This is a genomic window from Alteromonas sp. KUL106 (assembly GCF_009811415.1).
Taxonomy (GTDB): domain Bacteria; phylum Pseudomonadota; class Gammaproteobacteria; order Enterobacterales; family Alteromonadaceae; genus Alteromonas.
The window spans coordinates 53330-78003 of sequence record NZ_BLIG01000046.1; the positions used below are offsets into that span (position 1 = coordinate 53330).

The window sequence follows — 24674 nt, forward strand, 5'->3', positions numbered from 1 at the left end:
AAAAAAAAGCGGCCTGCGCCGCTTCTTCTTTCGATTGATACTGCTATGCGTCGTTATAGAGCGTCGCTATCCACTTCTCTTCATTAATAAAGTTCCAGCTCCAGTCCGCCCACTTTTCATCTAAACCCATCGCTTTAACTTCATCAAGGGTTTTGCCGTTTTGCTTCAGTGCCTTAACATAGTTAAACGTGTCGCTAATCATGGCTAAAAATGCACTGTATTCTTGCTTATTGCTAATCTCGCCGTGACCAGGAATGATGACAGTATCATCGTCTATTTTAGCAAGTAGCTGCTTTACTGAATCCATGTAGCCTTCAACATTGCCACCTGCGCCTTGGTCGATATAGGGGAAACGACCATTAAAGAATAAATCGCCAGTATGCATGACGTTAGGCTGCTCAAACCACACTACGCTATCGCCATCAGTGTGGCCCACCGCCAAATGCATCACATGAAGGGTTTCACCATTAAAGTAAATTTTAATCCCGTCCTCATAGGTAATAGTTGGCAGCGCTTCTGGCTTTATTTTCTCGTCATTAGCTAAGCGAACACGCACATTTTCATGAGCAAGAATGGTTGCGCCTTTATGACTATGAAAAAACGCATTAGATCCGGTGTGATCACCATGGTAATGCGTGTTGATCACGTATTTAGGTTTGTCACTACCGAGCTCTCCAAGCTGTGCCGCTATTTTTTCAGCAAGTGGCGCGAATTGATCATCGATAATCAACACACCGTCATCTCCTGCTGATACGCCAATATTTCCACCTGCACCTGTAAGCATGTGCACAGAGCCCTTTATCGCTGTCGCTTTAACTTCGACATCAGCAAATCTATCTTGTGCATTTGCAGTGCTAATTGTTGAAAAAACCAAAGGGCTGGCAGCAATGAACGCAGCCATAATGCGTGCGCTAAAACGAGGTGCAGTTTTCATTATTATTTCCTTGAAAGAAACCTGTTTATATAAGACCTCTTACACTATGACCTAAATTCACAATTAGATCATTTTTTCCTCATCAGGAATCTCACCCACATAGGCAAAGCGAGAGAGTATTTCTCCGTCTTTTTCGACCGACTCGACAAACATGTCAAGAGGACGAACCCACAATGCTCTTTCGCCATAGCATGGGCGATAGACAACGAGCTTGCTTTCGTCTTCTGAATGGGTAGCCACTTCGTATACATCGTATAAATTTCCTTTGTAGTGCTTGTAGCGACCTGGGGTTTTTAGTTGTTTCGAGTCCATAATGTCCTTCGGTAAAAGTAGAGTGAAAGCGTAAGGGTGTATATATTGAGCGCTGTTTCGTGTAGCGCTATCGTGTGGAGTATATCAAGCGACTGGGGTGAGGCTATAGCACATGAGTATTTAACAAAAGTCTGTGGTGTTTTTCACCTAACCCTGTTCAAAAGGCAACACCAACTGCTGTGTTGATTGGTCGGCGGCGAGCCCTATGTGCACGCCTACAAGACGGATGCCACGCCCTGTTGCTCGCTCGAAAGCTTCCTGCATTAGTGTGCGAAAATACGCTTCATCTAGCGTGGCGCTGCGATGCTCGACGGTAGTCAGCTGAAAATCATTAAACTTAAGCTTCACGCCCTGCGTGCGAATACGCACGGGTTTACCCGTTCGCTTCTTGTGATTTTCCATTCGCTCTTGAAGCTTTTCAAATAAATGTGGCAAGAAGTCAATGCACTGCTCAAAGGTGTGGATGTCTTCGCTTAACGTGCGTTCTACGCCGATGGACTTGCGTTCACGAGATACCGATAGTTCACGCTCGTCAATGCCATGAGCACGTTCCCACAGCACACTACCGAATTTACCCAGCTCTTTTTGAATGCGCTCAAAAGGATACTGGCGAACATCGTTACATGTATTTAGCCCCATGCGCTGAAGCTTTTGCATGGTAACTTTTCCTACACCCGGTATTTTCTTTAGCGGCATATCGCGTACAAACGCATCGAGTTTATCAGGAGTGATAACACAAATACCGTCAGGCTTGTTTTCATCGCTTGCTACTTTTGCCACAAATTTACAGGGCGCCACGCCTGCTGAGGCGGTCAGGCCGAGTTCGTTTTTAATACGCTCGCGTAATTCTTCGGCAATTAAAGTGGCGCTTCCACCGCAAAACTCACTGTTCGTGACGTCTAAATAGGCTTCGTCTAAGGATAAGGGCTCGATAAGGTCGGTATAGTCAGCAAATATCTTACGTATTTTTTGCGACTCGGCGGCGTATACGTCCATGCGCCCCTTTACCAGAGTGAGGTTAGGACATAGTTTTAGCGCGTACGCAGTAGCCATGGCTGAGCGGACACCAAATTTGCGGGCGGGATAGTTACAGGTAGAAATAACTCCCCGACGGTCGGCACTGCCGCCGATGGCAATGGGAATATCGCGCAAGGCAGGGTTATCGCGCATTTCAACTGCGGCGTAAAAACAATCCATGTCGACGTGGATAATTTTTCGCATTACCTGCCTTTGCTCTTAACGTGCTCACACGAAACTGTACAAAAAGACAGTATATTATCAATAGCGTTTAATTACACTATGTCGTTGTCGATTCTTGATAAGCTTGATGCCTCACAAGCATGATTCAAGGCAAAGTTGAACAGGAATTAATACAAATAAGCCCATTAATAACGCTTACTTTTACTTAGGCGTAATTGCGAGTGTGAAACGATCCGGCTATATTGTAAGTAATTTACTTACAGGGTTTGTCATATGGCTAGAACAATTACATTTCAACCAAGTAGAAGTATGAGCGAATTTATCGAAGCGATGGTAAGTTCAGGCAATTATAACAATCAAAGCGAGGTAATTCGCGCTGCATTGAGACTGCTTCAAGAACAAGACGCATCGTCAAAGTTAAATGCGCTGAGGCTCTTGATTGAAGAAGGAGAACAAAGTGAAGACGACATTAATTTTTCAATGGACTCTCTTAAGAAACGGCTAGATAGTAGATAGTGACTAAATTCCGCGTTTCAAAAGCTGCTGCCAATGATCTATATGAGATCGGTGTTTATACCGAAGAGTACTGGGGCAAGGAGCAACGCAATAATTATTTAGATGACCTTGAGTCAAGATTTATCGAGCTTGCAAACGATGCTAACTCGGCGTTAGCTATACCGAGAAATGATATTAAGTGGGGGTGTTTTTCTAGCAATGTAATACCAGTCAGCATAGATAATTACCCACTCAGCGAGAGTTAAAATGTTCGTAATCGCGGCGTGTTACCGCAGGTATAGTGGTGCTACATCAAGGTGACACAACAAAGAGTACGGACATTTTAAACTCGCCCTACGGGAAAGTCTGGCAAGCTTCCTAGCTTCATTCTGGGAATTTGAAAGGGAACAGCCATTCCTGCATTCCCACGCTTTGCTAGGAAACTTGCCAGCACCTTCTGAGGGGGCAATTATCTATGCGGATTGGTATAGATAAACATATGATCGTTTTTAGAAAGTTCAAATACGGTATCAGAATTATAAGGGTTCTTCATCAATCAATGGATATCGTTCGGCAACTTCAATAGAACTCAACGTTAACGAGCTAGATAGATATACTCACAGAAAAAAAAAGCGCTGTCGACTAGCATCAAACAGCGCTTTTAAACCCTAAGCCAACAATGGTTTCAGCATTACAGTATTTGGTTTTGCTTCCACTCGTTTAGCTTTTTCTGGCGGGCTTCTTCTTTTTCCATGCGTGACTTCTTACGGTCACACGGTTCTGGACAATCACAGGCCTTTTCAATACCTAGTGCACCTAAGCCACCACAGCTTCCAGAAATTGATTTTTTCTGAAAAAGGTAACCTACGGCCATAGCCAGTACCATTGTGAGAAAGAAACCAAAAGCAAGGATGAATGTAGACATTGCTACCCCCTAATTATGAACTGTGACCAGTTTATCAAATTCTGGCGACGCATACTCTTCAAATCCGTCTTCCGTGCGACGAATGAGAAATACAGCAAGTTGTTCTTGCTCAGCAACCGCTATCGCCTGCTCCCACCCCATTACGTTAAACGCCGTTGCTAAACCGTCTGACGTCATTGAAGAAGGGTGTACTACCGTAACCGAAACCAAATTATGTGAAATGGGTTTGCCCGTTGTGGGGTCGATTAGGTGCGAGTAGCGAACACCATCTTCTTCATAATAGTTGCGATAGTCTCCTGATGTGGCAACTGCATTAGTACCAATAGACACAACTTTCTGAACGGCACGTTCAGTGGTAACCGGTTTTTCAATGGCAATTAGCCATTCACTGCCGTCGCCGCGTTCACCTTTCACGCGCATTTCACCACCTATTTCTACAAGGTAGTTTTCAATGTCGTGCTTTTCAAGAATCTCTGCCACTTCATCAACGCCAAAACCTTTAGCAATGGTCGACAAGTCGACATAAAGCATTGGGTGACTTTTCTTTAAACCTGTGGGCGTGGTTGACAGCTTTTTATAACCCACATATTCGCGAATATCGTCGATGTCTGTCTGGCTTGGTACTTTCTCAGGGCGCTTAGTTGGGCCAAACCCCCACAAATTAACCAATGGGCCAACGGTAACATCAAGCACACCGCCACTCAGATTTGCCAAGCGTAGCGCCTCGTTTACTACGGTTAGCGTATCTGGCGACACCGCAAAGTTATCGGTATAACGATATTGGTTAAACCTTGAAAGCTCTGACGTTGGGTCGTAGGTAGACATCATCTTGTTTACCTCAACAAGACGGGCGTCTATTTCAGCTTGTAAGCCTTCCACCGGCGCTTCTGCTACAAGATATTTCACATTGTAGGTTGTGCCCATGGTTTGCCCTTGAAGGTGCACTACAGGCGTTTTTTCGTCGCTACAGCTTGCGAGTACAAGAATACTGATCGCAAAAAAAGCGAGAAAAATTCGAATACCAAATCGAATCACGATGTTGTCCTTAGCTAATATGCACGAAACTAAATTATGTGCATCATACGTTCTGCTTCAACGAAAAAGGGGCTTACGCCCCTTTTTATATGCTCAATAACTTTTAAACCAGCAGCTTAGCCACCGAAGTCATCTAGCATGATGTTTTCGTCCTCAACACCCATATCTTTCAGCATGTTGATTACGGCCGCGTTCATCATAGGTGGCCCACACATGTAGAACTCACAGTCTTCTGGAGCAGGGTGATCTTTCAAGTAATTCTCAAGAAGTACTTGGTGAATGAACCCTGTGTAACCTTCCCAGTTGTCCTCTGGCTGAGGATCAGAAAGTGCTACGTGCCACTCAAAGTTGTCATTTTCTGCCGCTAGCTCGTCGAAGTCTTCAGTATAGAACATTTCACGAAGTGAACGTGCACCGTACCAGAAGCTCATCTTACGCTTAGACTTCAGGCGACGAAGCTGATCGAAAATGTGTGAACGCATTGGCGCCATACCAGCACCACCACCAACGAATACCATTTCATTTTCAGTTTCTTTCGCGAAGAATTCACCGAATGGACCAGAAATAGTCGCTTTGTCACCTTCTTTAAGGCTCCAAATATACGATGACATTTTACCAGCAGGTAGACTTAGGTTATTAGGTGGCGGCGTAGCGATACGCACGTTCAACATAATAATGCCTTCTTCTTCTGGGTAGTTCGCCATTGAGTATGCACGAATAGTTTCTTCGTCTACTTTAGACTCGATGTCAAAGAAGCCAAAACGCTCCCAGTCACCACGATACTCTTCAGGAATATCAAAGTCTTTGTACTTAACATGGTGCGCTGGCGCTTCAATCTGAATATAACCACCTGCACGGAAAGGTACACTTTCACCGTTAGGAATTTTAAGCTTAAGTTCTTTGATGAAGGTTGCTTTGTTATCGTTAGAGATAACTTCACAATCCCACTTCTTAACACCAAATACCGACTCTTCAAGTTCGATTTCCATGTCTTGCTTGATAGCAACCTGACATGAAAGACGGCAGCCTTCGCGTGCTTCACCTTTCGTGATGTGGTCTAGTTCAGTTGGAAGAATTTCACCACCACCTGAGTGTACATCTACACGACACTGGCCACATGAACCACCGCCACCACAAGCAGAAGATACGAAGTAACCTGCGTCAGCTAGTGCACCAAGAAGTTTGCCACCCGGTGCCGTTTTGATTGCCTTGTCTGGGTCGCCGTTGATAGTGATAGTAACGTCACCACTTGGTACCAATTTAGACTTAGCAAACATGATAATAAATACCAGCGCCAATACGATGGCAATAAACATGCCGACGCCAAGAAATATTTCTACATTATTCATTTATATGCTCCCGAGCTCTATTACAGCTGAATACCAGTGAATGACTGGAAGCCAAGTGCCATTAGGCCAGCGATCATGAATACAGAACCAAGACCACGAACACCATCAGGCATATCAGCATACTTCAGCTTTTCACGTACTGCCGCTAGCAACACAATTGCTAGTGCCCAGCCCATACCGCTACCTACGCCGTATACAATGCTTTCAGTAAAGTTGTATTCGCGCTGAACCGCAAATGCCACACCACCAAAGATTGCACAGTTAACGGTAATTAGCGGAAGGAAGATACCGAGTGCGTTGTATAACGCAGGGAAGAACTTGTCTAAGCTCATCTCTAGAATCTGTACCAACGCCGCAATAACACCGATAAACGTTAGGAAGTTAAGGAAGCTTAGGTCAGCTTCAGGGAAACCTGCCCATGCTAGTGCGCCTGGAGCAAGAATATTTACATAAATAACTTGGTTAACCGGTACAGAGATACCGAGTACCACGATAACGGCAACACCAAGACCCATAGCAGTTTTAACTTTCTTAGATACCGCTAGGAATGTACACATACCTAAGAAAAGTGATAACGCCATGTTCTCAACGAAAATTGAGCGAACAAATAACGACAAATAATGTTCCATGACTTACTCCTTAGGCTCTACTTGCTCTGGACGGATAGTACGGATAAACCAAATCATACCGCCGATTAAGAAGAATGAGCTGAATGGTAGGATTAACAAACCGTTACCCTGATACCAGCCACCGTTTTGAACCAGTGGAAGGATTTCGAAACCTAAAATAGTACCGAAACCAAATAGCTCTTTAATTGTACCAATAACAATTAGAATGAAAGAGTAACCCAAGCCGTTACCAATACCATCAAGGAAGCTCATCAAAGGTGGGCTCTTCATGGCGTAAGCTTCAGCACGACCCATTACGATACAGTTAGTAATAATCAGACCAACGAAGACCGACAGCTGCTTCGATATTTCATACGAATACGCTTTCAGTATTTGGTCAACAACGATTACCAACGACGCAATGATGGTCATCTGGATAATAATTCGAACGCTAGATGGGATCTGGTTGCGAATTAGTGAAATAAACAAGTTTGAGAACGCTACAACGCTTGTAAGCGCAAGTGACATTACCAATGCTGTCTCCAGCTTAGTGGTAATTGCCAGTGCTGAACAGATACCCAATACCTGTAGGGCGATCGGGTTGTTGTCCAGGATCGGCCCAAAGAGGGCCTTTTTCATTTCTTTAGTATCTGCCATGAGACTTCCCTTATGAACGCCATGCTTGGTTCTTCAGGAACTGGCCGAAGCCTTGCTCGCCTACCCAGTAACGTACTGTGTTTTCAACACCGTTGCTGGTTAGGGTTGCACCTGAAAGCGCATCGATAGTGTGAGGATTGCTAGGGTTAGCATTTTTCACTACGCGAATAGCAACTTCGCCATTCTCGTAAAGCTCTTTGCCGTCCCATTTGTCCTGCCAAGCAGGGTTTTGCACTTCACCACCTAGTCCTGGCGTTTCTTTTTGCTGATAGTAAATAAGCTCGCGAACCGTTTGGCCGTCTGCGTCTACCGCTAAGAAACCGTACATAAGATCCCAAAGGCCGCTGCCGTGTACAGGAAGAATGATACGAGATACATCACCTGCGTCATCGCGAACTAAGTAAACACTAGCCACGTTAGGGCGGCGTTGAAAACCAACATTGCTGTTAGTGACCTTAGTGCTGTACTCAGTCTCTTTGGCTGCTTTATACATATCGTAATCTGGCTTAGGCGCTTCTACGAAAGTACCTTCGTCAAGATTTACATAACGCTGCTCTACTCGCTCGCTGTACGTGCTTTCAATTGCGCTATTGCTCATGCCCATTTCATAAAGGCCTGCAGCATTAAGAATGTTGCTCTTTTTATCGAGAGCAGCGTTTGTTTGTTGTAGAGAGCGAAGGCCAACCGCCGCGCCAGAAACAACAATTGAACAAACTAAACATACGGCAACAACAATACCTACCGTTTTGCCTAAAGATTCTTTCTTAGCCGACACGTGCTACCCTCCGCTTGATATTGCTTTGTGCGACGAAATAGTCGAACAGTGGCGCCCACAAGTTAGCAAACAGAATTGCTAGCATTACACCTTCAGGGAAGGCTGGGTTTAGGACGCGGATTAGTACCGTCATGAAACCAATGAAGATACCGTAAGCCCACTTGCCCTGGTTTGTGAACGACGCAGAAACTGGGTCTGTCGCCATAAAGAACATACCAAAAGCAAGACCACCAACAACAAAGTGCCAATGAGCAGGCATTGCAAACATAGGGTTAGTATCGCTGCCGATTAGGTTTAGCAAGGTTGCGAAGAACGCCACACCAATTGCTACACCAGCAACAATGCGCCAGCTTGCTATACGCATGTACATGATGAACAAGCCACCAAGAATAATAGCAAGTGTAGACACCTCACCCGCTGAACCTGAGATAGTACCGATGAAGCTGTTCATCCACTGATCCATGTTCGCGTAATCAAGGTTGCCAGAAGCCGCTTGGCTTAGAGACGTTGCACCAGAATAACCATCTGCCGCTACCCATACTTGGTCACCTGAAATTTGCGCAGGATACGCAAAGTAAAGGAATGCACGACCAGACAATGCTGGGTTAAGGAAGTTGCGACCTGTACCACCGAATACTTCTTTCGCAATAACAACACCGAAGGTAATACCTAGTGCGACTTGCCATAGAGGAATCGTGGCTGGAAGTGTTAGTGCGAACAGTACCGATGTAACGAAGAAACCTTCGTTAACTTCGTGTTTGCGCACAGAGGCAAACAATACTTCCCAGAAACCACCTACTGCGAACGTTACCGCGTAGATTGGCAACCAGAAACATGCGCCATAAAAGAATAGACCTAATGTGCCCGCATTTGCCAAGTCACCGCCAAGAGCAGCATACAGGCCCGCTTGCCATGTATCAGGTAGAGTTCCTGCACCAGCTGCAATTGCTTCTTGCGCTTGGAAACCGATGTTATACATACCAAAGAACATAGCTGGGAATGTTGCCATCCATACCATGATCATGATGCGCTTAAGGTCAATGCTGTCACGCACGTGCGTGTTAGCTTTGTTTACTTTACCCGGGGTGTAGAAAATGGTCGCCGCAGCTTCGTAAAGCGCATACCACTTTTCATGCTTACCACCTGGTTCGAAGTTTGGTTCGATTTTTTCTAAATACGCTTTTAAACCCATGACTTAACCCTCTTTCTCTATCGTGGTCAAACAGTCGCGTAAAATAGGAGCATAATTGTATTTGCCAGGGCATACATAAGTACACAATGCCAAATCTTCTTCGTCCAACTCTAAGCAACCCAACGTCTGAGCACCGTCAGTATCACCAGAAATCAGGTCCCTAAGCAGAAGCGTAGGAATGATATCTAGGGGCATAACGCGTTCGTAATTACCAATTGGAACCATAGAACGTTCAGAACCATTGGTAGTTGTTGTCATATCAAATGTCTTGCTGCTACTTAGGTGACCTAAGTAAGCACGAGTCACTGAGTGCTTATCTGAACCTGGAGTAATCCAGCCAAATAGCTTTTTCTCGCGACCTTCTTTTAGTAGTGAAACTTGGGTGTGGAAACGACCTAGGAAGCCGTGAACGCCCATCGCTGTCGTACCGCTAAGTACAGAACCAGAGATAACACGTACTTCACCGTCTACTTGCTCGTTCGCAGTTAGCTCGGTCAAGTCTGCGCCAATAACCGTGCGCACTAGGCGTGGATTGGTTGCTGCAGGCCCTGCAAGTGAAATAACACGACGGTTATCTAGCTCACCAGAGGTTAGCAATGCACCAATGGCCATGACGTCTTGGTAGTTGATGTGCCAAACCGTTTTGTTCATGCCAGCAGAATCAAGGAAGTGGATGTGAGTACCCGGTAGGCCCGCAGGGTGAGGACCGCCAAATTCTTCAACATCAACTGCCGCATCGCCAGTAGCAACAGAAGCACCTGCCGCTTTACAAACGTAAGTCTTGCCGCCGCTCAATTGCGTTACCGCTTTAAGACCATTTACGAAATCGTCTTGGCGCTCAGCAATAATCACAGCAGGATCTGCTGCCAGTGGATTGGTATCCATTGCTGTAACGAAAATTGAACTTGGAACAGAGTCTAGCTTTGGAGATTTGCTAAATGGACGCGTACGGAACGCTGTCCACATGCCAGACTCTACAAGGATTGACTGAAGCTGCTCACGTGAAGCGCTCGCGATCTGGTCAGCTGCAATTTTATCGAAGGTTACAGCATCGCTGCCGTTTACTTTGATAACTACAGACTGAAGAACACGTTTTGCACCACGGTTAACCTCTACCACTTCACCCGCTGCTGGGGCAGTGAATTTAACGCCAGGGTTCTTTTTGTCTTCAAAAAGCACCTGACCTTTCTTCACTACATCGCCAACTTGGACGTGCATGGTAGGGCGCATACCCACATATTCTTCTCCCAGAATGGCAACGCGCGTTGCAGCAGATGCATCAGCAATCTCCTGCTTTGGCGCTCCCTCAATTGGGAGGTCGAGACCTTTCTTGATTTTTATCATATGTAATCGCACTACTCTAATAGAAATACCCTTTTGCATGACCGCAGGAAACCTGCCTGTCAGCATGCAAAAGCGCACTATTAACAGGTGTAAAACACCTTTTCGTTGTTGATTGATGGAACTTGCTGCAATTGCTACGGTCAGCCTGTTATGAAGCCGTAACGCATAATTCCTTTTGCGGACGTCTAATTCGCCCTTTCTTTATAGACCACCAGCAGAAATTAGCACTTATTAATATTGTGATATTGCTGCAATCGCTACTGCTGTTTTGGTAGAGGCAGAAAAGACCCCTACTTAATTTCGGGATTTTAGCATTAACCCATACGTTTGTGCCACGCTATTTAAAGATAAAGACAAATTTTTCTACAATTTAATGTAAACCACTGGCCTTACTCGTTTACACAATGTCTTTGTTATACTTATAGCAGCGTGTAAATCAGCGTAAAAAAGCCGTCGAATCAGACGGCTTTTTATACATACACGAAAAGTTAAATGTTAGTAATATCAGATTTTACCACTTAACTAATGGCTCAACATCGCTGTCATAATCGACGCTTTCTATATCAAAACCAAACAACTTTAAAAATTCGTGGTGGTAACCTTCGTAGTCACTTAAGTCATGAAAGTTCTCTTGTGTCACCTGGTCCCATAACGCTTTAATTTTCGCTTGGGTCGCGTCGTTCGTTTCTTTGCCATCCATTCGATAACGGTTTGATTCATCTAATGTTGGGGTATTGCCAAACAGACACTGAGTGAACAAGCCGTATATCTGTTCAATACAGCCTTCATGCGTTCCTTCCTCTTTCATGACCTTATAAATAAGTGAAATATAAAGAGGCATTACAGGAATAGCCGAGCTTGCTTGCGTGACCAGCGCTTTTAACGAGCTCACATTGGCTTGCACAAGTAACTCGCTGTTTTTACCAATGATGGCCGCGGCGGCACGGTCTAAGTCTTCTTTCGCTTTTCCTATGGTCGCCTGCCCATAGATAGGCCATGTCAACTCTTTACCGATATAGGTATATGCAGTGGTTTTACAGCCTTCAGCAAGTACATCTGCGTCACGTAGAAAGTCCATCCAACGCTCCCAATCCTCGCCCCCCATCACTTTGATGGTGTTAAGGATCTCTTCGTCGTTAGCTGGCTCTAGCGACACTTCGTGTACTTTATCTTTATCGGTATCGTAAGTTTTGGTGGTATACGCCTCACCCACCGGCTTTAGGGTAGATTTGTAGGTAATACCTGTTTCAGGATCAGTTCTGCGCGGGGAAGCAAGGCTATAGATAACCAAGTCAACCTTGCCCATTTCACTTTTTATTTTTTCGATGGTTTCATTTTTAATCTCATCAGAAAACGCATCGCCATTGATGGTGTCAGCGAAAAGGCCTTTCGCTCGTGCTTGTTCGTGAAACGCCGCAGTATTATACCAACCCGCAGTACCCGTTTTGCGCTCTGTTGGTTCTTTTTCAAAACACACACCCAGCGTTTTGGCACCGTAGCCAAATGCAGAGGTAATGCGCGATGCTAAGCCGTAACCTGTAGAACTACCAATAACGAGTACATTTTTAGGGCCTTCGCCTAAGTCACCTTTTGCTTCCACATAAGCAATTTGTTCTTCAACCGCTTTTGCGCAGCCTACCGGGTGCGCGTTAGTACAAATGAAGCCTCTCACTTTAGGCTTGATAACCATAATAATTTTCCTTATTTGAGCGTGGGGCTATTGTAATGCCGAAGCCACTGATAACAACTCGGAGCAGATGAAACCTAGCATATCGCAAACGCAAGGCGACACCAATGAAACAACGTACCAAATTGAGGTTTGCTTTGTATTTAAGAGAAAAGACAGAGAAGAAAAGAGAAAGAAACATTAGGCCATAACGCTAAACTTAGCGAAGTGCGGGCTAATATTTAAAGTGCTATGAACTATGAATAAGAAGAGATGGAACACAGGTGTACAGAACTGCACACCTGGGAACAACACATTAACCTAGAACGTCAAGAAGTTCTACGTCAAAGATAAGCGTGCTGTACGGTACGATAGCAGCACCCGCACCTTGCTCACCGTAGGCAAGATCATGTGGTACATACAGACGATATTTAGCACCTACTTTCATAAGTTGAAGCGCTTCAGTCCAACCTTTAATGACGCCGCCTACTGGGAATTCAGCCGGCTGACCGCGCTCATAAGAGCTGTCAAAAGTAGAACCATTGATAAGCGTACCGTGATAGTGAACGCGTACTGTGCTTGACGCAACAGGCGTTTCACCGTCACCTTCAGCAATAACTTCATATTGAAGACCTGATTCAGTAACCGTTACCTCGTCGCGTTTCGCATTTTCTTCAAGGTACTTTGTGCCTTCTTCAATAACCGCTTTGCTTGCTTCTTCTTTGGCCGCCTGCATACGCTTGTGAATTTCGCCGAACGCATCACGTAGTGTGTCGTTATCAACCTGAGGTGCTTGGCCTGCGAAGGCGTCTTTTAGGCCAGCTACAACTGCGTCGATCGCGAGTCCGTCAAACGGATTTGATTGCAATTGTTGACCCATTTGAAAACCAATGCCGTAACTTGCTTGGGTTTCTACTGTATTGAATGTATCAGTCACAAGAACTCCTGAAATTAAATTACAAATGCAGTACAAATTTCAAACAAAACGCGTAGCGCGAGAATGTTTCTGCATTTTCCGGTGCAAGAGTGTACCACACCACAAAATATCTTGCTTTGAGCAATGTTAATTAGGGTGTAAAAGTATCAAAATGTTGTAAATTATAACCGAAAGTGGTTAGACAAGTCGCAAAGGACACAGTATGGTTAAGGCCATATATTTAGGAGGATAGCATGCAAACACACTACGATGCTGAACTGAAAGATACCGTTCGATACCTAGGAAAAACCCTAGGTGAAACAATCAAAAATCAATTGGGTCAAGAGTGGCTAGACCGCATTGAAAAGATTCGTAAAGGCGGCCGAGCGTCTTATCAGGGGGACGCTACATGCAGCGAAGAACTGAAAGAAACTTTCAAAACGATGTCTGACAGCGATTTGCTTACTGTTGGCCGTGCCTTCGCACAATTCTTGAATTTAGGTAACATTGCCGAGCAAGAATACAACGCAGCAATGAATGTTGATGCATCGATTGATGCACTGTTCAAACACCTAGATAAAGCAGAACTGACTGCTGATAAAGTGCAAGACGCGGTAGCAAAACTAAATATCGACCTTGTGCTCACTGCGCATCCGACTGAGGTAACGCGCCGTACACTTATTCACAAACACAAGGAATTGGCGAACTGCCTACAAGCAATTCACCAAGAATCGCTTAATGATGTTGAGCGAAAGAAAATTGAAACCCGCATTGCTGACCTGATTGCCCAGGCTTGGCACACCGAAGAAATTCGTTCTGTACGCCCGACGCCTGTTGATGAGGCGCGCTGGGGATTCTCTGTTATCGAAAACTCTTTATGGGAAGCGGTACCGGACTTCATGCGCGAGCTCGATGATCGCTTGAATGAAGATTACAACGTATCGCTACCACTTGATGCATCCCCTGTTCAGTTTAGCTCGTGGATGGGTGGCGACCGCGACGGCAACCCTTTTGTCACCTCAAAAGTGACTGAACAAGTGCTATTGCTGGCAAGAAAACGTGCGGCCAAACTTTTTGCAATCGACCTAGACCGTCTGCAAGTTGAGCTGTCGATGTACGACTGTAACGATGCCCTTCGCGAAAAGGTAGGCGATGCTAATGAGCCGTATCGTGCCCTATTGCGTCCTCTTGTCGATAAGTTCATCACCACTCGCGACGGAATCAGCGACTACTTAGCGGGTAAAAACCCAGACACGTCTAACTGGATAGAAAGCGATGATGAGCTCATTGAGCCGCTAATGCTTTGCTACCAGTCGCTATTAGACTGCGGCATGCAAGTAGTCGCAAACGGTCTGTTGCTAGACACCATTCGCCGTGCACGTGTATTCGGCATTCACCTACTTCGCCTTGACGTGCGTCAAGATTCTGAACGCCACGCCGACGTATTTAGTGAATTGACTCGCTATCTAGGTCTTGGTGATTACGCACAATGGAGTGAAGCTGACAAGCAAGCTTTCTTACTGCGTGAATTGGGTTCTAAGCGCCCACTATTCCCTTCTCAATGGGAGGCGTCGGACGACGTAAAAGAAGTGCTTGAAACCTGTAAGGTGATTGCTAAACACAGCAAGCATGGCTTCGGTATTTACATTATCTCAATGGCAAGTGAGCCATCAGATGTCATGGCGGTTCAACTGCTTCTTCAAGAAAGCGGCGTAAATTGGCCAATGCCGGTAGCACCACTGTTCGAAACGCTGGACGATTTGAACAACTCACCTGACGTAATGCGTAAACTTCTGTCTATCGACTGGTATCGCGGCTACGTGAAGGGCCGTCAGTTCGTCATGATCGGTTACTCTGATTCAGCGAAAGACGCTGGTGCACTCGCTGCTGGCTGGGCACAGTATCAATCACAAGAAGCGTTGGTTGCCATTGCTGAAGAATTCGATGTAAGCCTAACCCTATTCCACGGCCGTGGCGGTACAATTGGTCGCGGTGGATTACCCGCACATGCTGCTATTTACTCACAGCCTCCAGGCTCGCTAGAAGGTGGCTTCCGCGTAACTGAGCAAGGCGAAACTATTCGCTATAAATTCGGTATGCCAAAACTGGCTAAACGCAGCCTAGGTATTTACGCCAGCGCCATTATTGAAGCCATGTTGTTCCCGCCTCCGGCACCAAAAGAAGAGTGGCGCGAGCTTATTACTGCGATGGCCGCGCAAGGCCGCGATAACTATCGCGCTACGGTAAGACACGATGAAGAGTTTGTGCCTTACTTCCGCGTTGCAACGCCAGAGCAAGAACTGGGTAAATTACCATTGGGTAGCCGACCTGCTAAGCGTAAGCCGCAAGGCGGTATCGAAAGCCTACGTGCTATTCCGTGGATTTTCGCCTGGGCCCAGACTCGCTTGGTTTTGCCGAGCTGGCTAGGCGTAATGCGCGCTATTGATAGCGTGAAGACACCGGAAAACGAAAAAGTAGTTAACGAGATGTTTAGCGAATGGCCATTCTATCGTTCACGCCTTTCTATGCTAGACATGGTGTTCCACAAAGCCGACCCGCGTATCAGTGAAGCTTACGATGAACGCTTGGTGCCAAAAGAGCTCAAGCATTTCGGTGAAGCATTACGTACCGAATTAAAGGAAAGTATTTCATCGTTACTTGCCATTACTGGTGAAGATGACATCATGAAAAACGACCCGCAAGGTAAAGAGTCGATGGAAATTCGTGCCGCGTATCTACAGCCTTTGCATTATCTGCAAATTGAGCTTCTTGATCGCATTCGTAAAGCCGGTGACGAGTCGCAAAATACCAGCTTAGAGCGCGCAATGATGGTGACCATTGCCGGTATTGCTATTGGTATGCGTAACACAGGTTAACAAGCTAAATTTGTGAAGAAAAAAGAAGCCCGCTTCGTTAGAACGTAGCGGGCTTCTTTGTATTTAAGACGCGTATTTAAGGCACGTTGTTAACGCTCGTGTTTACAGCCTAATAGCAAAGCTTTAGGCCTTACATATGGCTAGAAAGCCAGCTGCTTATCTCGGCTTTCATTTCTTTTTGATAAAACGAAAGGCCATGATCTCCATTCTTGTAAATAACGACTTTATGAGGGTGTTTGTTTTTAGTGAGCGCTTCGGCCGCCATTTTTGTGTGCGCAACATCAACACGCACATCAGCATCGCCGTGAATAAGCAAAAGTGGAACTTTAGTGTTAAGTTCATCTGCCCACTTCACAGCGGAACGTGTATTCAAAGCGTTCTCTTGATTGTTCTCAATATCAGGGACCATTTTATACAAGAGTGCTTTCATATCTGAGCGACGGTTAATCGCATAATGTAAATCAGTAGGGCCTGCTACAACTATAGCTGTTTTAATATCATTCGACGCCTTCAACTGGCGCAGGGCTTGCCATGTCATCATGCCGCCACGACTCACACCATAGAGTGCTATTTTCGACGAATCGGCGTGAGGAAGTTGCTTTGCAATGTCGATAAGGGCTACAACATCATTTACGTCCTTACCACCAAATTCATCTTCCCCCTCACTAAAGCGCGAGCCTCGATAATTGCTGGCAAGTACGATGTAACCTTGTGCGGCAAGAGGAAGAAGTCGGTCTACTACAGTAATTCGGCCGACATTGTGCTTATTATTACCGCCGCGATTATAAATAATAACCGGCAGCTTTTTATTACCGGCGTTTGTAGGCGCCACCATTACGCCTGAAATCTTCAATCCGTCAGACTCATACTCAATCCATTGAGCGCTTGTTTGTTGAATTAGCGTATTGAACGCGTTGGGATTAACACCCTTCTGCCATCGGTCGACAAAAGCAACGTCTTGATTGTTACTTTGTGCATGCGCAAGCCACGCCCGATAATTTTCAAAAGGTAATGCATTGCCCTTTAGTGAGAATGTTTTAGGTAATTGAGTAAAAATTTGGTGAACTAATGGTGCTTCACCCTTAGCTTTGTTAGACACCGAATCTGTCGCACTGGCATTAAAACAAAATGCAGAGTACAAAATGGTAAGCAAAACCTTTCGCTTAATAAGGTTCATAACACATCCTTGTTTCTTTTACATAGAGCTAATGAGAGTGACTAGTAAATTATGAAATGCTTTGCGACTCAATGAAATACGCATATGATTGGTAACAAAGTTTGTCACCCCATGTTTTAAAGGACTAAAAATGCGCACATCTTTACTACTATTCTTCGTTATATTGCTGTCTTTAAGCAGCCACTCAAATGCCAGCCAAATGGAATTACCTGCCGGTTTATGGGAAGGCATCAGCGAAGATGAACTTACATTCCGTCTACTTCAAATAAATGAAAACGGCGAACACAGTCTTTTTGAAATAGTCATTCCGGGCGGCTTGAAAAAAGTACGTCGCACCACGTTTACTAATAATGACATTACTTGCGTAGAAAACAGGTGCACAATCAAAACAATTATAAAAGACGACGTTACACGCACACTTACTCTGTCACCCTATCTTGATAGGGGGTTTAAGGTATTGGAGTCGAGCTATCGGGAAGAAGAAAGTTATATTTCCCAAACCTATCTCCTCGTTAAACAAGACGCAACGTCAACGCCACGAAAGTTTCTAGAAAATCGTAAACAGCTAATACTTGATGCAGAACAGAGTTCAGCCAAACACCCTTTTGGTACCTGGATTGGTGTGATGCAGTATTTAGACAGACCGGAATTAGCATTATTGCAATTGAATGAAAACGAACCAGGTTCGTTACGCGTTTATAGAAAAGGGGAAAATACGTTCAATGAAGTTGAATCTCATTTTTCTGCTGACAATATAAGCATTGATGGGCGGCTTATCGACATCAAAGCCTCGCACACAACGTTTGCATCAAACATTATGCTATTTATTCAAACTGAAAACATGATTTCAGGCTTTACCTATGCACTACACAAGGGCTATCCAGCCGCCATGGGCACAATAACGCTTCTGCGAATAGAGCCAGCCAAGCCTCGTTAATTTACTTAGATCACTCGTTTATGTAACGCTGCGAAATAGTGACTTTTTTAAAAGCTCCGCTTTTCTGTGCCCAAAATGCCGTGGCGAAGCCAACAAACACGCAACAAAAAGGCCGGATATGTAAGGTCGTAACAGCCTTTTTACCCTTTATAGAAACGAGGGCTAATAAGATTGCATCTTGGTGTAAGGACTGGGAAGATAATTAAAATGTAGGCTCGCCACCGCAGGGAAGCGGTGGCGAAGCCTACATGGATGTATTCACGGCGGGCCTACGTTTTGATTGCCTTTTCAGGCTTTCCCGCCGAGGGCACTATTAGCCGTTTACGAAGTCAACGCCTAGCTTGATGTCGCCACGTAGGCCTTCAAGCATGTCGTTTTTCGCTTTTTCTTCGAATGCGCTTAGCTCGCCGTATGGCAAGATTTCTTCAACACCGTTTGCGCCTAGGCGAACTGGGTGTGCGAAGAATGCTGCGTCATCGCTGTCGTCAGTCTGTACATAAGTGTACTCAACAACGTTCTCACCTTGCATTGCTGCAACTAGAGATAGACAGAAACGTGCTGCTGCTTGACCCATAGAAAGGGTTGCAGAACCGCCGCCCGCTTTCGCTTCAACAACTTCAGTACCCGCGTTTTGGATACGTGTTGTTAGGCTAGCTACTTCTTCGTCTGTGAACTCTACACCTTCAACTTGTGAAAGAAGAGGAAGAATAGTTGTACCCGAGTGACCACCGATTACCGGTACGTGTACTGAAGATACGTCTACACCTTTAAGTTCAGCAACAAACGTTTCAGCACGGATAACGTCTAGTGTCGTTACACCGAAAAGCTTGTTCTTGTCGTAAACGCCTTTTGCCTTTAGCGTTTCAGCTGCAATAGCAACTGTTGTGTTAACTGGGTTAGTGATGATACCAACACACGCGTTCGGGCAGTTATCAGCTACACCTTCAATTAGGTTTTTAACAATGCCGGCGTTGATGTTGAATAGATCAGAACGATCCATACCTGGCTTACGAGGCATACCAGCTGGAATAAGAACAACGTCTGCTCCAGTCAATGCATCAGCTAGGTCATCTTTACCGTGACCGGTTACTTTTACCGCAGTGGGGATGTGGCTCAAGTCAACAGCAACACCAGGAACAACTGGCGCTACGTCGTAAAGCGCTAAATCTGAACCTGCTGGCAATTGTGTTTTCAACAACAAAGACAGCGCCTGACCAATACCGCCGGCAGCACCTAACACGGCTACTTTCATACCATTTCTCCTATGGGATTACTTCACGTATTTAAACGGAACGTCACACTAATGCAACGCGGGGGAAAACTCAATCACCGGATCGTCTTATTAACGTTATTTATGGCGATTTTTGTTCGATATTCATTATCATGGATGATTATGCAAAGAAATTGCGCAAAGTCCACCTGTACGGCACAATATACGGATACTCAGTACAGTTCCTAATAAAAACCCTCAAAAAAGAAAAGAGCGCTAATGGCAAACGCAAAACAAGAGCAACTCATCAAAGCTTTCAAAGAGATCCTTAAAGCGGAAAGTTACGGTTCGCAGGGCGAAATTGTTGACGCATTGAAGTCACAAAGCTTTGACAACATCAGCCAATCTAAAATTTCAAGAATGTTAAGTAAATTTGGAGCGGTAAGAACGCGTAATGCCCGCGGAGACATGGTTTACTGCCTTCCCCCTGAGTTGGGTATGCCAACCGCTAAAAGCCCGCTCAAACAGCTTGTATTAGACATTGTGCACAACAATGTCATGGTCATAATAAGAACAAGTCCGGGTGCAGCCCAACTTATCGCACGCTTGCTAGATTCATTAAGTAAAAAAGATGGAGTTTTAGGCACTATAGCTGGCGACGATACGATATTCATTGCGCCGGCAGACGTATCTAAAATAGAAGAGTTAAGACAACGGGTTGAAGATCTTTTTGAGAACGTCTAGCCAAAGAACATCTACCTAGAGAGGCAACAAAAAGCCTCGTTTTCGAAAAGATTAGCCGTTATAAACCCTACGTTCTTTACATTGAAAAAACCGCACGTGTAATGCGGTTTCCTATAATTTATACCCGTCCGCATGTACGAATTAAGATAGAAGCTTAATCAGTGCATCGGCAGCAGGACGGGACGACGGTGGGTTTTGACCTGTAACCAACAAGCCATCTGTACAGACTTTTACTGCAAAATTATCAGCAGCCTCATACTTACCGCCTTTTTTCACTAACTCGTCTTCCACAAGATACGGCACTACATCAGTTAACTCCATGGCTGCTTCTTCACTGTTCGAGAAGCCTGTGACAGCTTTCCCGTCCACCAAGTATTTGCCGTCAGGTGTTTTCACGTCTTTGAGCACAATTGGTGCGTGACATACCGCCCCTACAGGCTTATTAGCTGCAATAGTGTCCTCGATTAACTTGATAGAATGAGCGTTATCTGAGAGGTCCCACAACGGTCCATGGCCTCCAGGATAGAAAACCGCGTCGAATTCTTCCGCGCGGACATCTTCAAGGGGAATTGTTGACGATACTGCACTACGTGCCAACTCATCTTTTGTGTAGCGAATTGCATCATCGGTCATGGCATCATCGGCAAGACTATTAGGGTCAATAGGCACCTGCCCACCCATTGGCGAGGCCAATGTGATTGTGTAGCCTTGATCTAAAAATGCGTAGTACGGCGCAGCGAACTCCTCTAGCCACATGCCCGTTTTCTCACCGGTATCACCCATAATTTCGTGAGACGTCATTACCATTAACATACGTTTTGACATAAGCCCTCCTTGCGAGCATTACAAAAATTTGTCGTATGTTTCTTCGGTGAACAGCGATAGATAGATCAATAAAAGCGACTGGAGGTCGATTAAGCGCAGTTGAATAAGATAAGTAACAGACATAAAAAAGTGCCACTTCCTGCAAAGGAGAGTGGCACCTAACACTACAACTTGTCGTTAGTGTCTGTCTACAGCTTAGAAGCGGTAATTAACACCAATACGCATTTCCCATAGAGACGCATCGCGCTGAACGTTTTCTGCTGGCATACCGAAGTTACTGTACTCGTAAACACCGGCATCATTAAGGTCAACATCTACTACATTCAGACGTGTTGAACCTTGGCGGAAATCACCCCATTCGTCATTTAGAAGGTTTGTTACGTTGTTGATAACAAAGAATGCACTAGCTTTGTGCCCTTCCATCAATCCAGGAAGCTCTTGCGAGATGCGAATGTCAGCTTTAAACCACCACTTTGACGTTTCAGAGTTACGTTCTACAACTTCGCCACGAGTAAGTCCGTAAGCCTCAACAAACTCGTTGAATCCTTCACGCGCTTCTTCAGCTGTTTGTAATACGTTACCATCACGATCTACGTTGTCTACGAATGTTACGTTTGCATCATCCGCAGTTGGAACGTAAAGAAGTTGACGGAAATCTGCACTATCCCAACCAAACGCGCCGTTATCACCAAAAACAAACGAATAAGGCTGACCTTCGTTAGCGGTCATGAATAGGTTGAAGCTTGTTTCGTAGCCATCGACGAACTCGTGTGCATACCCAAGGTTAAATGTGAAACGATGCTTAATAGCATAGTCAGACGTTGCCACCCCAGGATTATTAACGTCAGTAACCGCAACGTTTTCGTAGTTTGAGCCCGCTGTTGAGCTAGTCATTGGGTGAGCATCTTCAGCATCTACATAAGAATAACCTAGTGTAGCGTCAATGCCATTGTCCCACTCTTTAGAAATAGCACCAGAAATAAGTACCGTGCTACCGCTATCGCCACGAACGTTACCCAAAATATAATCTTGGCCTAATCGGCGACCGCCGTCGATTGTAGTATACACAGGGCGACCATCAAATGTAGTCTCGCTCGTTCTCTCAAGATTAGCTTCTCGAACAATCGGTGCGTCACGACGGTCTGTATAGATAATGTCTGCAGTAACTAAATAGTCGCCTGGTGCCGTCCACGTTGCACCTAGGTTGTACTTCCACTCTGAAGGAATTTCAAACTCTGGGTCTGTGGCATTTACCTGCGCATCACCATCGGTGATACTAGTGCCAGCCACTAGGTCAACCATAGCTTGAGGCGCATCAAAGATTGGACGACCTTCACCAGAAAGGTCGATGTCCAAAATTGACGTTTCGCCTCGCACATATCCAGGAATATCACTTCCGAAACGGTTTACGACAGTACCTACGTTAGTAACACCGTCGTTAGAGTATGCGTTTGAAATCCAAACGTTCGGGTTACCACCAGAGAATAATCCGAAGCCACCTCGAATTTCTAGGTCGTCATTAACTGTGTAGTTAAAGCCAACACGCGGTTGAATTAGGTCTAGGCCGTCAACATTCATGGTGTTAGGGAAACCATAGCGGTTTGCAAAGTTTTGGTTAGCTGTCGGCGTGTCGTCAGATCCATATCTTTCATAACGCAAACCAGCCATAATCTTCAGATCATCAGTTAGATAGAACTCATCTTGGATGTAGAAGGTAGTGATATCTTGTTTGAATGAAGCTGCTGCGTCATCTGGGTTGTTAGTACCTGCAGAGTTGTTGTAATAAATCTGGTCCGCTAGGCCTGCCTCAAAATCAGCTATGCTAAGAAAGCGATACTCACCTACTGTATGCTGCATGAACAAGTTAAAAACATCTACTTCTTCATATTCAAAACCTGCAGTGATTGTGTGATCGCCGTAATAATATGTACCAGCTAACTTGAAGTTAAATACAGTGTAATCAAGGTTGTTTGACTGACGTGAGTCATCTGGACCGATGTAGATGGTACCGCCGTCTGCTGTGTTTATTTGTGCTTCACCGAATCCAGACGCTGCGTCTAACGAAACCTGACGGTTATCAAGATCGGTGTGTCCGATACGTACTTCCGTCGAGAAATCGTCATTCCAATCAGAGAAAAGTGAGCCCACAATTGTAGTTAATTCAGCGCCACGCTCGTAAAAGTGATTATCTAAAGAAAGTCGAGTTGATCCCCCATCAGACTGGCTAATACTGAAACCATCGTTCCAGTTGTAAACAAGGTTAGCACGGTGCGCGTCAGAGATGTTCCAGTCTAATTTAACAAGAATTTTTTCATCTTCCACTGGTGCTGAACCTGGTAAACCACCAACGTCATAGCCATAGACACGTTGTGCGATTTCAGCTACTTGGTCAACATCACCTTGAGTTACAGTTCGACCCAAAGCGTTGTAGTCAAATAACTGAACACCTTCTAACTTCTCGTAAGCACCGAAGAAGAAAAGTGTGTCTTCAATCAAAGGGAAACCAACGTTAACACCGTAACGACGCTCTGTGTAGTTACCATTGTCGCGCTCAACACCGTTTACCTCTTCACCGCGATATGAATCGCTAGTAAAATCATAAAAGGCACTGCCCTTCACTTCGTTGGTACCAGATTTGGTTACTGCGTTAATGTTACACGCTGTGAAGCCACCGTACTCAACATCAAATGGTGCGAGCTCAACCGCTACTTGGTCGATGGCATCATATGAGAATGGCTGACGTTCAGTTGGGAAACCATTACTGTTTAGACCAAATGCGTCATTGAGACGAATACCGTCAAGCGTTAGGCTGTTAAAGCGTGGGCTTTGACCTCCACAGCTAATCGCATCGTTGCCCGCTTCGTTCAGAAATACACGAGGGTCGGCACGAACAATATCACCAATACTACGGTTGATTGCAGGGGCATTTTGAAGAGACTCGATGTCAAAAACCGTCTGAGGGCCTGTTGCTCCAAACGCTGTTGCAGCAATACTGCTTCCACTCACCGAAATCACTTCGATGTCGCTTTGGTCATCTAAAGTTAGATTAAGTCCAAATGGATTACCTAACTCTAAAAACACGCTCTCTATTGTTGTATCTTGATAGGTGTTTGAGTCAACGACGATTGTGTATGGACCACCAACGCGAAGACCACGAACGTTGAATGCACCATTTTCACCAACGACAACCTCACGAGTTGTACCTGACGGTTCATGAATGACTTTGATAGTTGTACCAGCTGCTGGAGCGCCTGTAGGAGTCAAAATTCGTCCCTGCATTGAAGATGACGTTTCTTGCGCCATTGCAGTTGTCGACAAACCGATTGACAGCGCAACCGCAGCCGCAATGCGACTGAATTTAGCTGATGAGCTCATGTGTGTTTCCCTTTTTGTTTAAAATTCTTTTTTACACGGGTCAGTGTGATGCAAAAATACCACATCTAGCCTGTGCTTATACCCGAACATGACAAATTGTCGTAAAGGTTCGTGTCAGTTTT

Annotated in this window: 22 protein-coding genes; 5 read left to right on the plus strand and 17 right to left on the minus strand. The window is 45.2% G+C overall.

Going from position 1 to position 24674, the window contains the following annotated elements:
- Positions 1 to 43 precede the first annotated feature (43 nt).
- The 3 genes from GVO63_RS15685 to dinB all read right to left on the minus strand — a co-directional run bounded on the left by GVO63_RS15685 (position 44) and on the right by dinB (position 2467).
- Positions 44 to 934, minus strand: a complete 891-nt coding sequence (locus tag GVO63_RS15685) for an MBL fold metallo-hydrolase (RefSeq protein ID WP_159581170.1) — start codon at positions 932 to 934, stop codon at positions 44 to 46.
- A gap of 63 nt (positions 935 to 997) precedes the next feature.
- Entirely contained in the window at positions 998 to 1246 is a 249-nt protein-coding gene (locus GVO63_RS15690; RefSeq protein WP_159581173.1) for a DUF1653 domain-containing protein, read from the minus strand.
- Positions 1247 to 1393: 147 nt separating this feature from the next.
- On the minus strand, positions 1394 to 2467 hold the full coding sequence (gene dinB, locus GVO63_RS15695) for a DNA polymerase IV (protein WP_159581176.1): 1074 nt from the start codon (positions 2465 to 2467) through the stop codon (positions 1394 to 1396).
- Between the two features lie 252 nt (positions 2468 to 2719).
- Here dinB and GVO63_RS15700 point away from each other — a divergent pair, with 252 nt between their 5' ends.
- Both GVO63_RS15700 and GVO63_RS15705 read left to right on the plus strand, forming a co-directional pair.
- Complete coding sequence (locus tag GVO63_RS15700) at positions 2720 to 2962, plus strand: type II toxin-antitoxin system ParD family antitoxin (RefSeq protein WP_044583775.1); 243 nt, start codon at positions 2720 to 2722, stop codon at positions 2960 to 2962.
- The gene (locus GVO63_RS15705) at positions 2962 to 3207 is read left to right on the plus strand and encodes a type II toxin-antitoxin system RelE/ParE family toxin (RefSeq protein ID WP_159581179.1); all 246 of its coding nucleotides are present in this window, start codon (positions 2962 to 2964) and stop codon (positions 3205 to 3207) included. The genes GVO63_RS15700 and GVO63_RS15705 overlap by 1 nt, the downstream gene beginning before the upstream one ends.
- 425 nt (positions 3208 to 3632) lie before the next feature.
- On the opposite strand, the gene nqrM is transcribed toward GVO63_RS15705, so the two are convergent.
- The 10 genes from nqrM to GVO63_RS15755 form a co-directional block, all read right to left on the minus strand.
- Positions 3633 to 3866 carry a (Na+)-NQR maturation NqrM gene (nqrM, locus tag GVO63_RS15710; RefSeq protein WP_014950791.1) on the minus strand — a complete coding sequence of 78 codons (234 nt, stop codon included), beginning with the start codon at positions 3864 to 3866 and terminating at the stop codon, positions 3633 to 3635.
- A gap of 9 nt (positions 3867 to 3875) precedes the next feature.
- The gene (locus GVO63_RS15715) at positions 3876 to 4901 is read right to left on the minus strand and encodes an FAD:protein FMN transferase (RefSeq protein ID WP_159494689.1); all 1026 of its coding nucleotides are present in this window, start codon (positions 4899 to 4901) and stop codon (positions 3876 to 3878) included.
- 116 nt (positions 4902 to 5017) lie between these two features.
- Complete coding sequence (nqrF, locus tag GVO63_RS15720; protein WP_159494690.1) at positions 5018 to 6250, minus strand: NADH:ubiquinone reductase (Na(+)-transporting) subunit F; 1233 nt, start codon at positions 6248 to 6250, stop codon at positions 5018 to 5020.
- A 20-nt stretch (positions 6251 to 6270) separates the two neighbouring features.
- Positions 6271 to 6879 (minus strand): NADH:ubiquinone reductase (Na(+)-transporting) subunit E, encoded by a 609-nt coding sequence (gene nqrE / locus GVO63_RS15725; RefSeq protein ID WP_014950794.1) that lies wholly within the window; start codon positions 6877 to 6879, stop codon positions 6271 to 6273.
- A 3-nt stretch (positions 6880 to 6882) separates the two neighbouring features.
- On the minus strand, positions 6883 to 7515 hold the full coding sequence (locus GVO63_RS15730; protein ID WP_014950795.1) for an NADH:ubiquinone reductase (Na(+)-transporting) subunit D: 633 nt from the start codon (positions 7513 to 7515) through the stop codon (positions 6883 to 6885).
- Positions 7516 to 7525: 10 nt separating this feature from the next.
- The gene (locus GVO63_RS15735) at positions 7526 to 8290 is read right to left on the minus strand and encodes a Na(+)-translocating NADH-quinone reductase subunit C (protein ID WP_159581182.1); all 765 of its coding nucleotides are present in this window, start codon (positions 8288 to 8290) and stop codon (positions 7526 to 7528) included.
- On the minus strand, positions 8280 to 9482 hold the full coding sequence (locus tag GVO63_RS15740) for an NADH:ubiquinone reductase (Na(+)-transporting) subunit B (protein ID WP_159494692.1): 1203 nt from the start codon (positions 9480 to 9482) through the stop codon (positions 8280 to 8282). Before GVO63_RS15740 ends, GVO63_RS15735 begins: the two co-directional genes overlap by 11 nt.
- Before the next feature lie 3 nt (positions 9483 to 9485).
- On the minus strand, positions 9486 to 10826 hold the full coding sequence (locus GVO63_RS15745) for a Na(+)-translocating NADH-quinone reductase subunit A (RefSeq protein WP_159494693.1): 1341 nt from the start codon (positions 10824 to 10826) through the stop codon (positions 9486 to 9488).
- 511 nt (positions 10827 to 11337) lie between these two features.
- Positions 11338 to 12516 carry an enoyl-ACP reductase FabV gene (gene fabV / locus GVO63_RS15750; RefSeq protein ID WP_159581185.1) on the minus strand — a complete coding sequence of 393 codons (1179 nt, stop codon included), beginning with the start codon at positions 12514 to 12516 and terminating at the stop codon, positions 11338 to 11340.
- A gap of 292 nt (positions 12517 to 12808) precedes the next feature.
- Positions 12809 to 13429: an FKBP-type peptidyl-prolyl cis-trans isomerase gene (locus GVO63_RS15755; protein ID WP_159581187.1), complete on the minus strand. Its 621-nt coding sequence runs from the start codon at positions 13427 to 13429 to the stop codon at positions 12809 to 12811.
- A gap of 233 nt (positions 13430 to 13662) precedes the next feature.
- On the opposite strand from GVO63_RS15755, the gene ppc reads away from it, so the two are divergent.
- Entirely contained in the window at positions 13663 to 16284 is a 2622-nt protein-coding gene (gene ppc, locus GVO63_RS15760) for a phosphoenolpyruvate carboxylase (RefSeq protein WP_159581189.1), read from the plus strand.
- A gap of 130 nt (positions 16285 to 16414) precedes the next feature.
- On the opposite strand, the gene GVO63_RS15765 is transcribed toward ppc, so the two are convergent.
- Entirely contained in the window at positions 16415 to 17461 is a 1047-nt protein-coding gene (locus GVO63_RS15765) for a S9 family peptidase (protein ID WP_159581191.1), read from the minus strand.
- 130 nt (positions 17462 to 17591) lie between these two features.
- Between GVO63_RS15765 and GVO63_RS15770 the strand changes: the two genes are divergently transcribed.
- Positions 17592 to 18398: a hypothetical protein gene (locus GVO63_RS15770; protein WP_159581193.1), complete on the plus strand. Its 807-nt coding sequence runs from the start codon at positions 17592 to 17594 to the stop codon at positions 18396 to 18398.
- A gap of 313 nt (positions 18399 to 18711) precedes the next feature.
- Here GVO63_RS15770 and mdh read toward each other — a convergent pair whose 3' ends face one another.
- Complete coding sequence (mdh, locus tag GVO63_RS15775) at positions 18712 to 19650, minus strand: malate dehydrogenase (RefSeq protein WP_014950802.1); 939 nt, start codon at positions 19648 to 19650, stop codon at positions 18712 to 18714.
- 237 nt (positions 19651 to 19887) lie between these two features.
- On the opposite strand from mdh, the gene argR reads away from it, so the two are divergent.
- Positions 19888 to 20352 carry a transcriptional regulator ArgR gene (gene argR, locus GVO63_RS15780; RefSeq protein WP_105930397.1) on the plus strand — a complete coding sequence of 155 codons (465 nt, stop codon included), beginning with the start codon at positions 19888 to 19890 and terminating at the stop codon, positions 20350 to 20352.
- A 141-nt stretch (positions 20353 to 20493) separates the two neighbouring features.
- On the opposite strand, the gene GVO63_RS15785 is transcribed toward argR, so the two are convergent.
- Complete coding sequence (locus tag GVO63_RS15785) at positions 20494 to 21177, minus strand: type 1 glutamine amidotransferase domain-containing protein (protein ID WP_159581195.1); 684 nt, start codon at positions 21175 to 21177, stop codon at positions 20494 to 20496.
- 195 nt (positions 21178 to 21372) lie between these two features.
- Positions 21373 to 24552, minus strand: coding sequence for a TonB-dependent receptor (locus GVO63_RS15790; protein WP_159581196.1), 3180 nt, complete (start codon positions 24550 to 24552; stop codon positions 21373 to 21375).
- Between the last annotated feature and the right edge of the window lie 122 nt (positions 24553 to 24674).

Excerpts from the sequence above, each read along its gene's own strand:
- GVO63_RS15700 (WP_044583775.1), top strand. The coding sequence starts at position 2,720 with ATGGCTAGAACAATTACATTTCAACCAAGTAGAAGTATGAGCGAATTT.
- GVO63_RS15785 (WP_159581195.1), bottom strand. The coding sequence starts at position 21,177 with ATGTCAAAACGTATGTTAATGGTAATGACGTCTCACGAAATTATGGGT.
- ppc (WP_159581189.1), top strand. The coding sequence starts at position 13,663 with ATGCAAACACACTACGATGCTGAACTGAAAGATACCGTTCGATACCTA.
- fabV (WP_159581185.1), bottom strand. The coding sequence starts at position 12,516 with ATGGTTATCAAGCCTAAAGTGAGAGGCTTCATTTGTACTAACGCGCAC.
- GVO63_RS15740 (WP_159494692.1), bottom strand. The coding sequence starts at position 9,482 with ATGGGTTTAAAAGCGTATTTAGAAAAAATCGAACCAAACTTCGAACCA.
- mdh (WP_014950802.1), bottom strand. The coding sequence starts at position 19,650 with ATGAAAGTAGCCGTGTTAGGTGCTGCCGGCGGTATTGGTCAGGCGCTG.
- GVO63_RS15790 (WP_159581196.1), bottom strand. The coding sequence starts at position 24,552 with ATGAGCTCATCAGCTAAATTCAGTCGCATTGCGGCTGCGGTTGCGCTG.
- nqrM (WP_014950791.1), bottom strand. The coding sequence starts at position 3,866 with ATGTCTACATTCATCCTTGCTTTTGGTTTCTTTCTCACAATGGTACTG.
- GVO63_RS15685 (WP_159581170.1), bottom strand. The coding sequence starts at position 934 with ATGAAAACTGCACCTCGTTTTAGCGCACGCATTATGGCTGCGTTCATT.
- GVO63_RS15745 (WP_159494693.1), bottom strand. The coding sequence starts at position 10,826 with ATGATAAAAATCAAGAAAGGTCTCGACCTCCCAATTGAGGGAGCGCCA.
- GVO63_RS15730 (WP_014950795.1), bottom strand. The coding sequence starts at position 7,515 with ATGGCAGATACTAAAGAAATGAAAAAGGCCCTCTTTGGGCCGATCCTG.
- GVO63_RS15765 (WP_159581191.1), bottom strand. The coding sequence starts at position 17,461 with ATGAACCTTATTAAGCGAAAGGTTTTGCTTACCATTTTGTACTCTGCA.
- nqrE (WP_014950794.1), bottom strand. The coding sequence starts at position 6,879 with ATGGAACATTATTTGTCGTTATTTGTTCGCTCAATTTTCGTTGAGAAC.
- nqrF (WP_159494690.1), bottom strand. The coding sequence starts at position 6,250 with ATGAATAATGTAGAAATATTTCTTGGCGTCGGCATGTTTATTGCCATC.
- argR (WP_105930397.1), top strand. The coding sequence starts at position 19,888 with ATGGCAAACGCAAAACAAGAGCAACTCATCAAAGCTTTCAAAGAGATC.
- dinB (WP_159581176.1), bottom strand. The coding sequence starts at position 2,467 with ATGCGAAAAATTATCCACGTCGACATGGATTGTTTTTACGCCGCAGTT.
- GVO63_RS15690 (WP_159581173.1), bottom strand. The coding sequence starts at position 1,246 with ATGGACTCGAAACAACTAAAAACCCCAGGTCGCTACAAGCACTACAAA.
- GVO63_RS15770 (WP_159581193.1), top strand. The coding sequence starts at position 17,592 with ATGCGCACATCTTTACTACTATTCTTCGTTATATTGCTGTCTTTAAGC.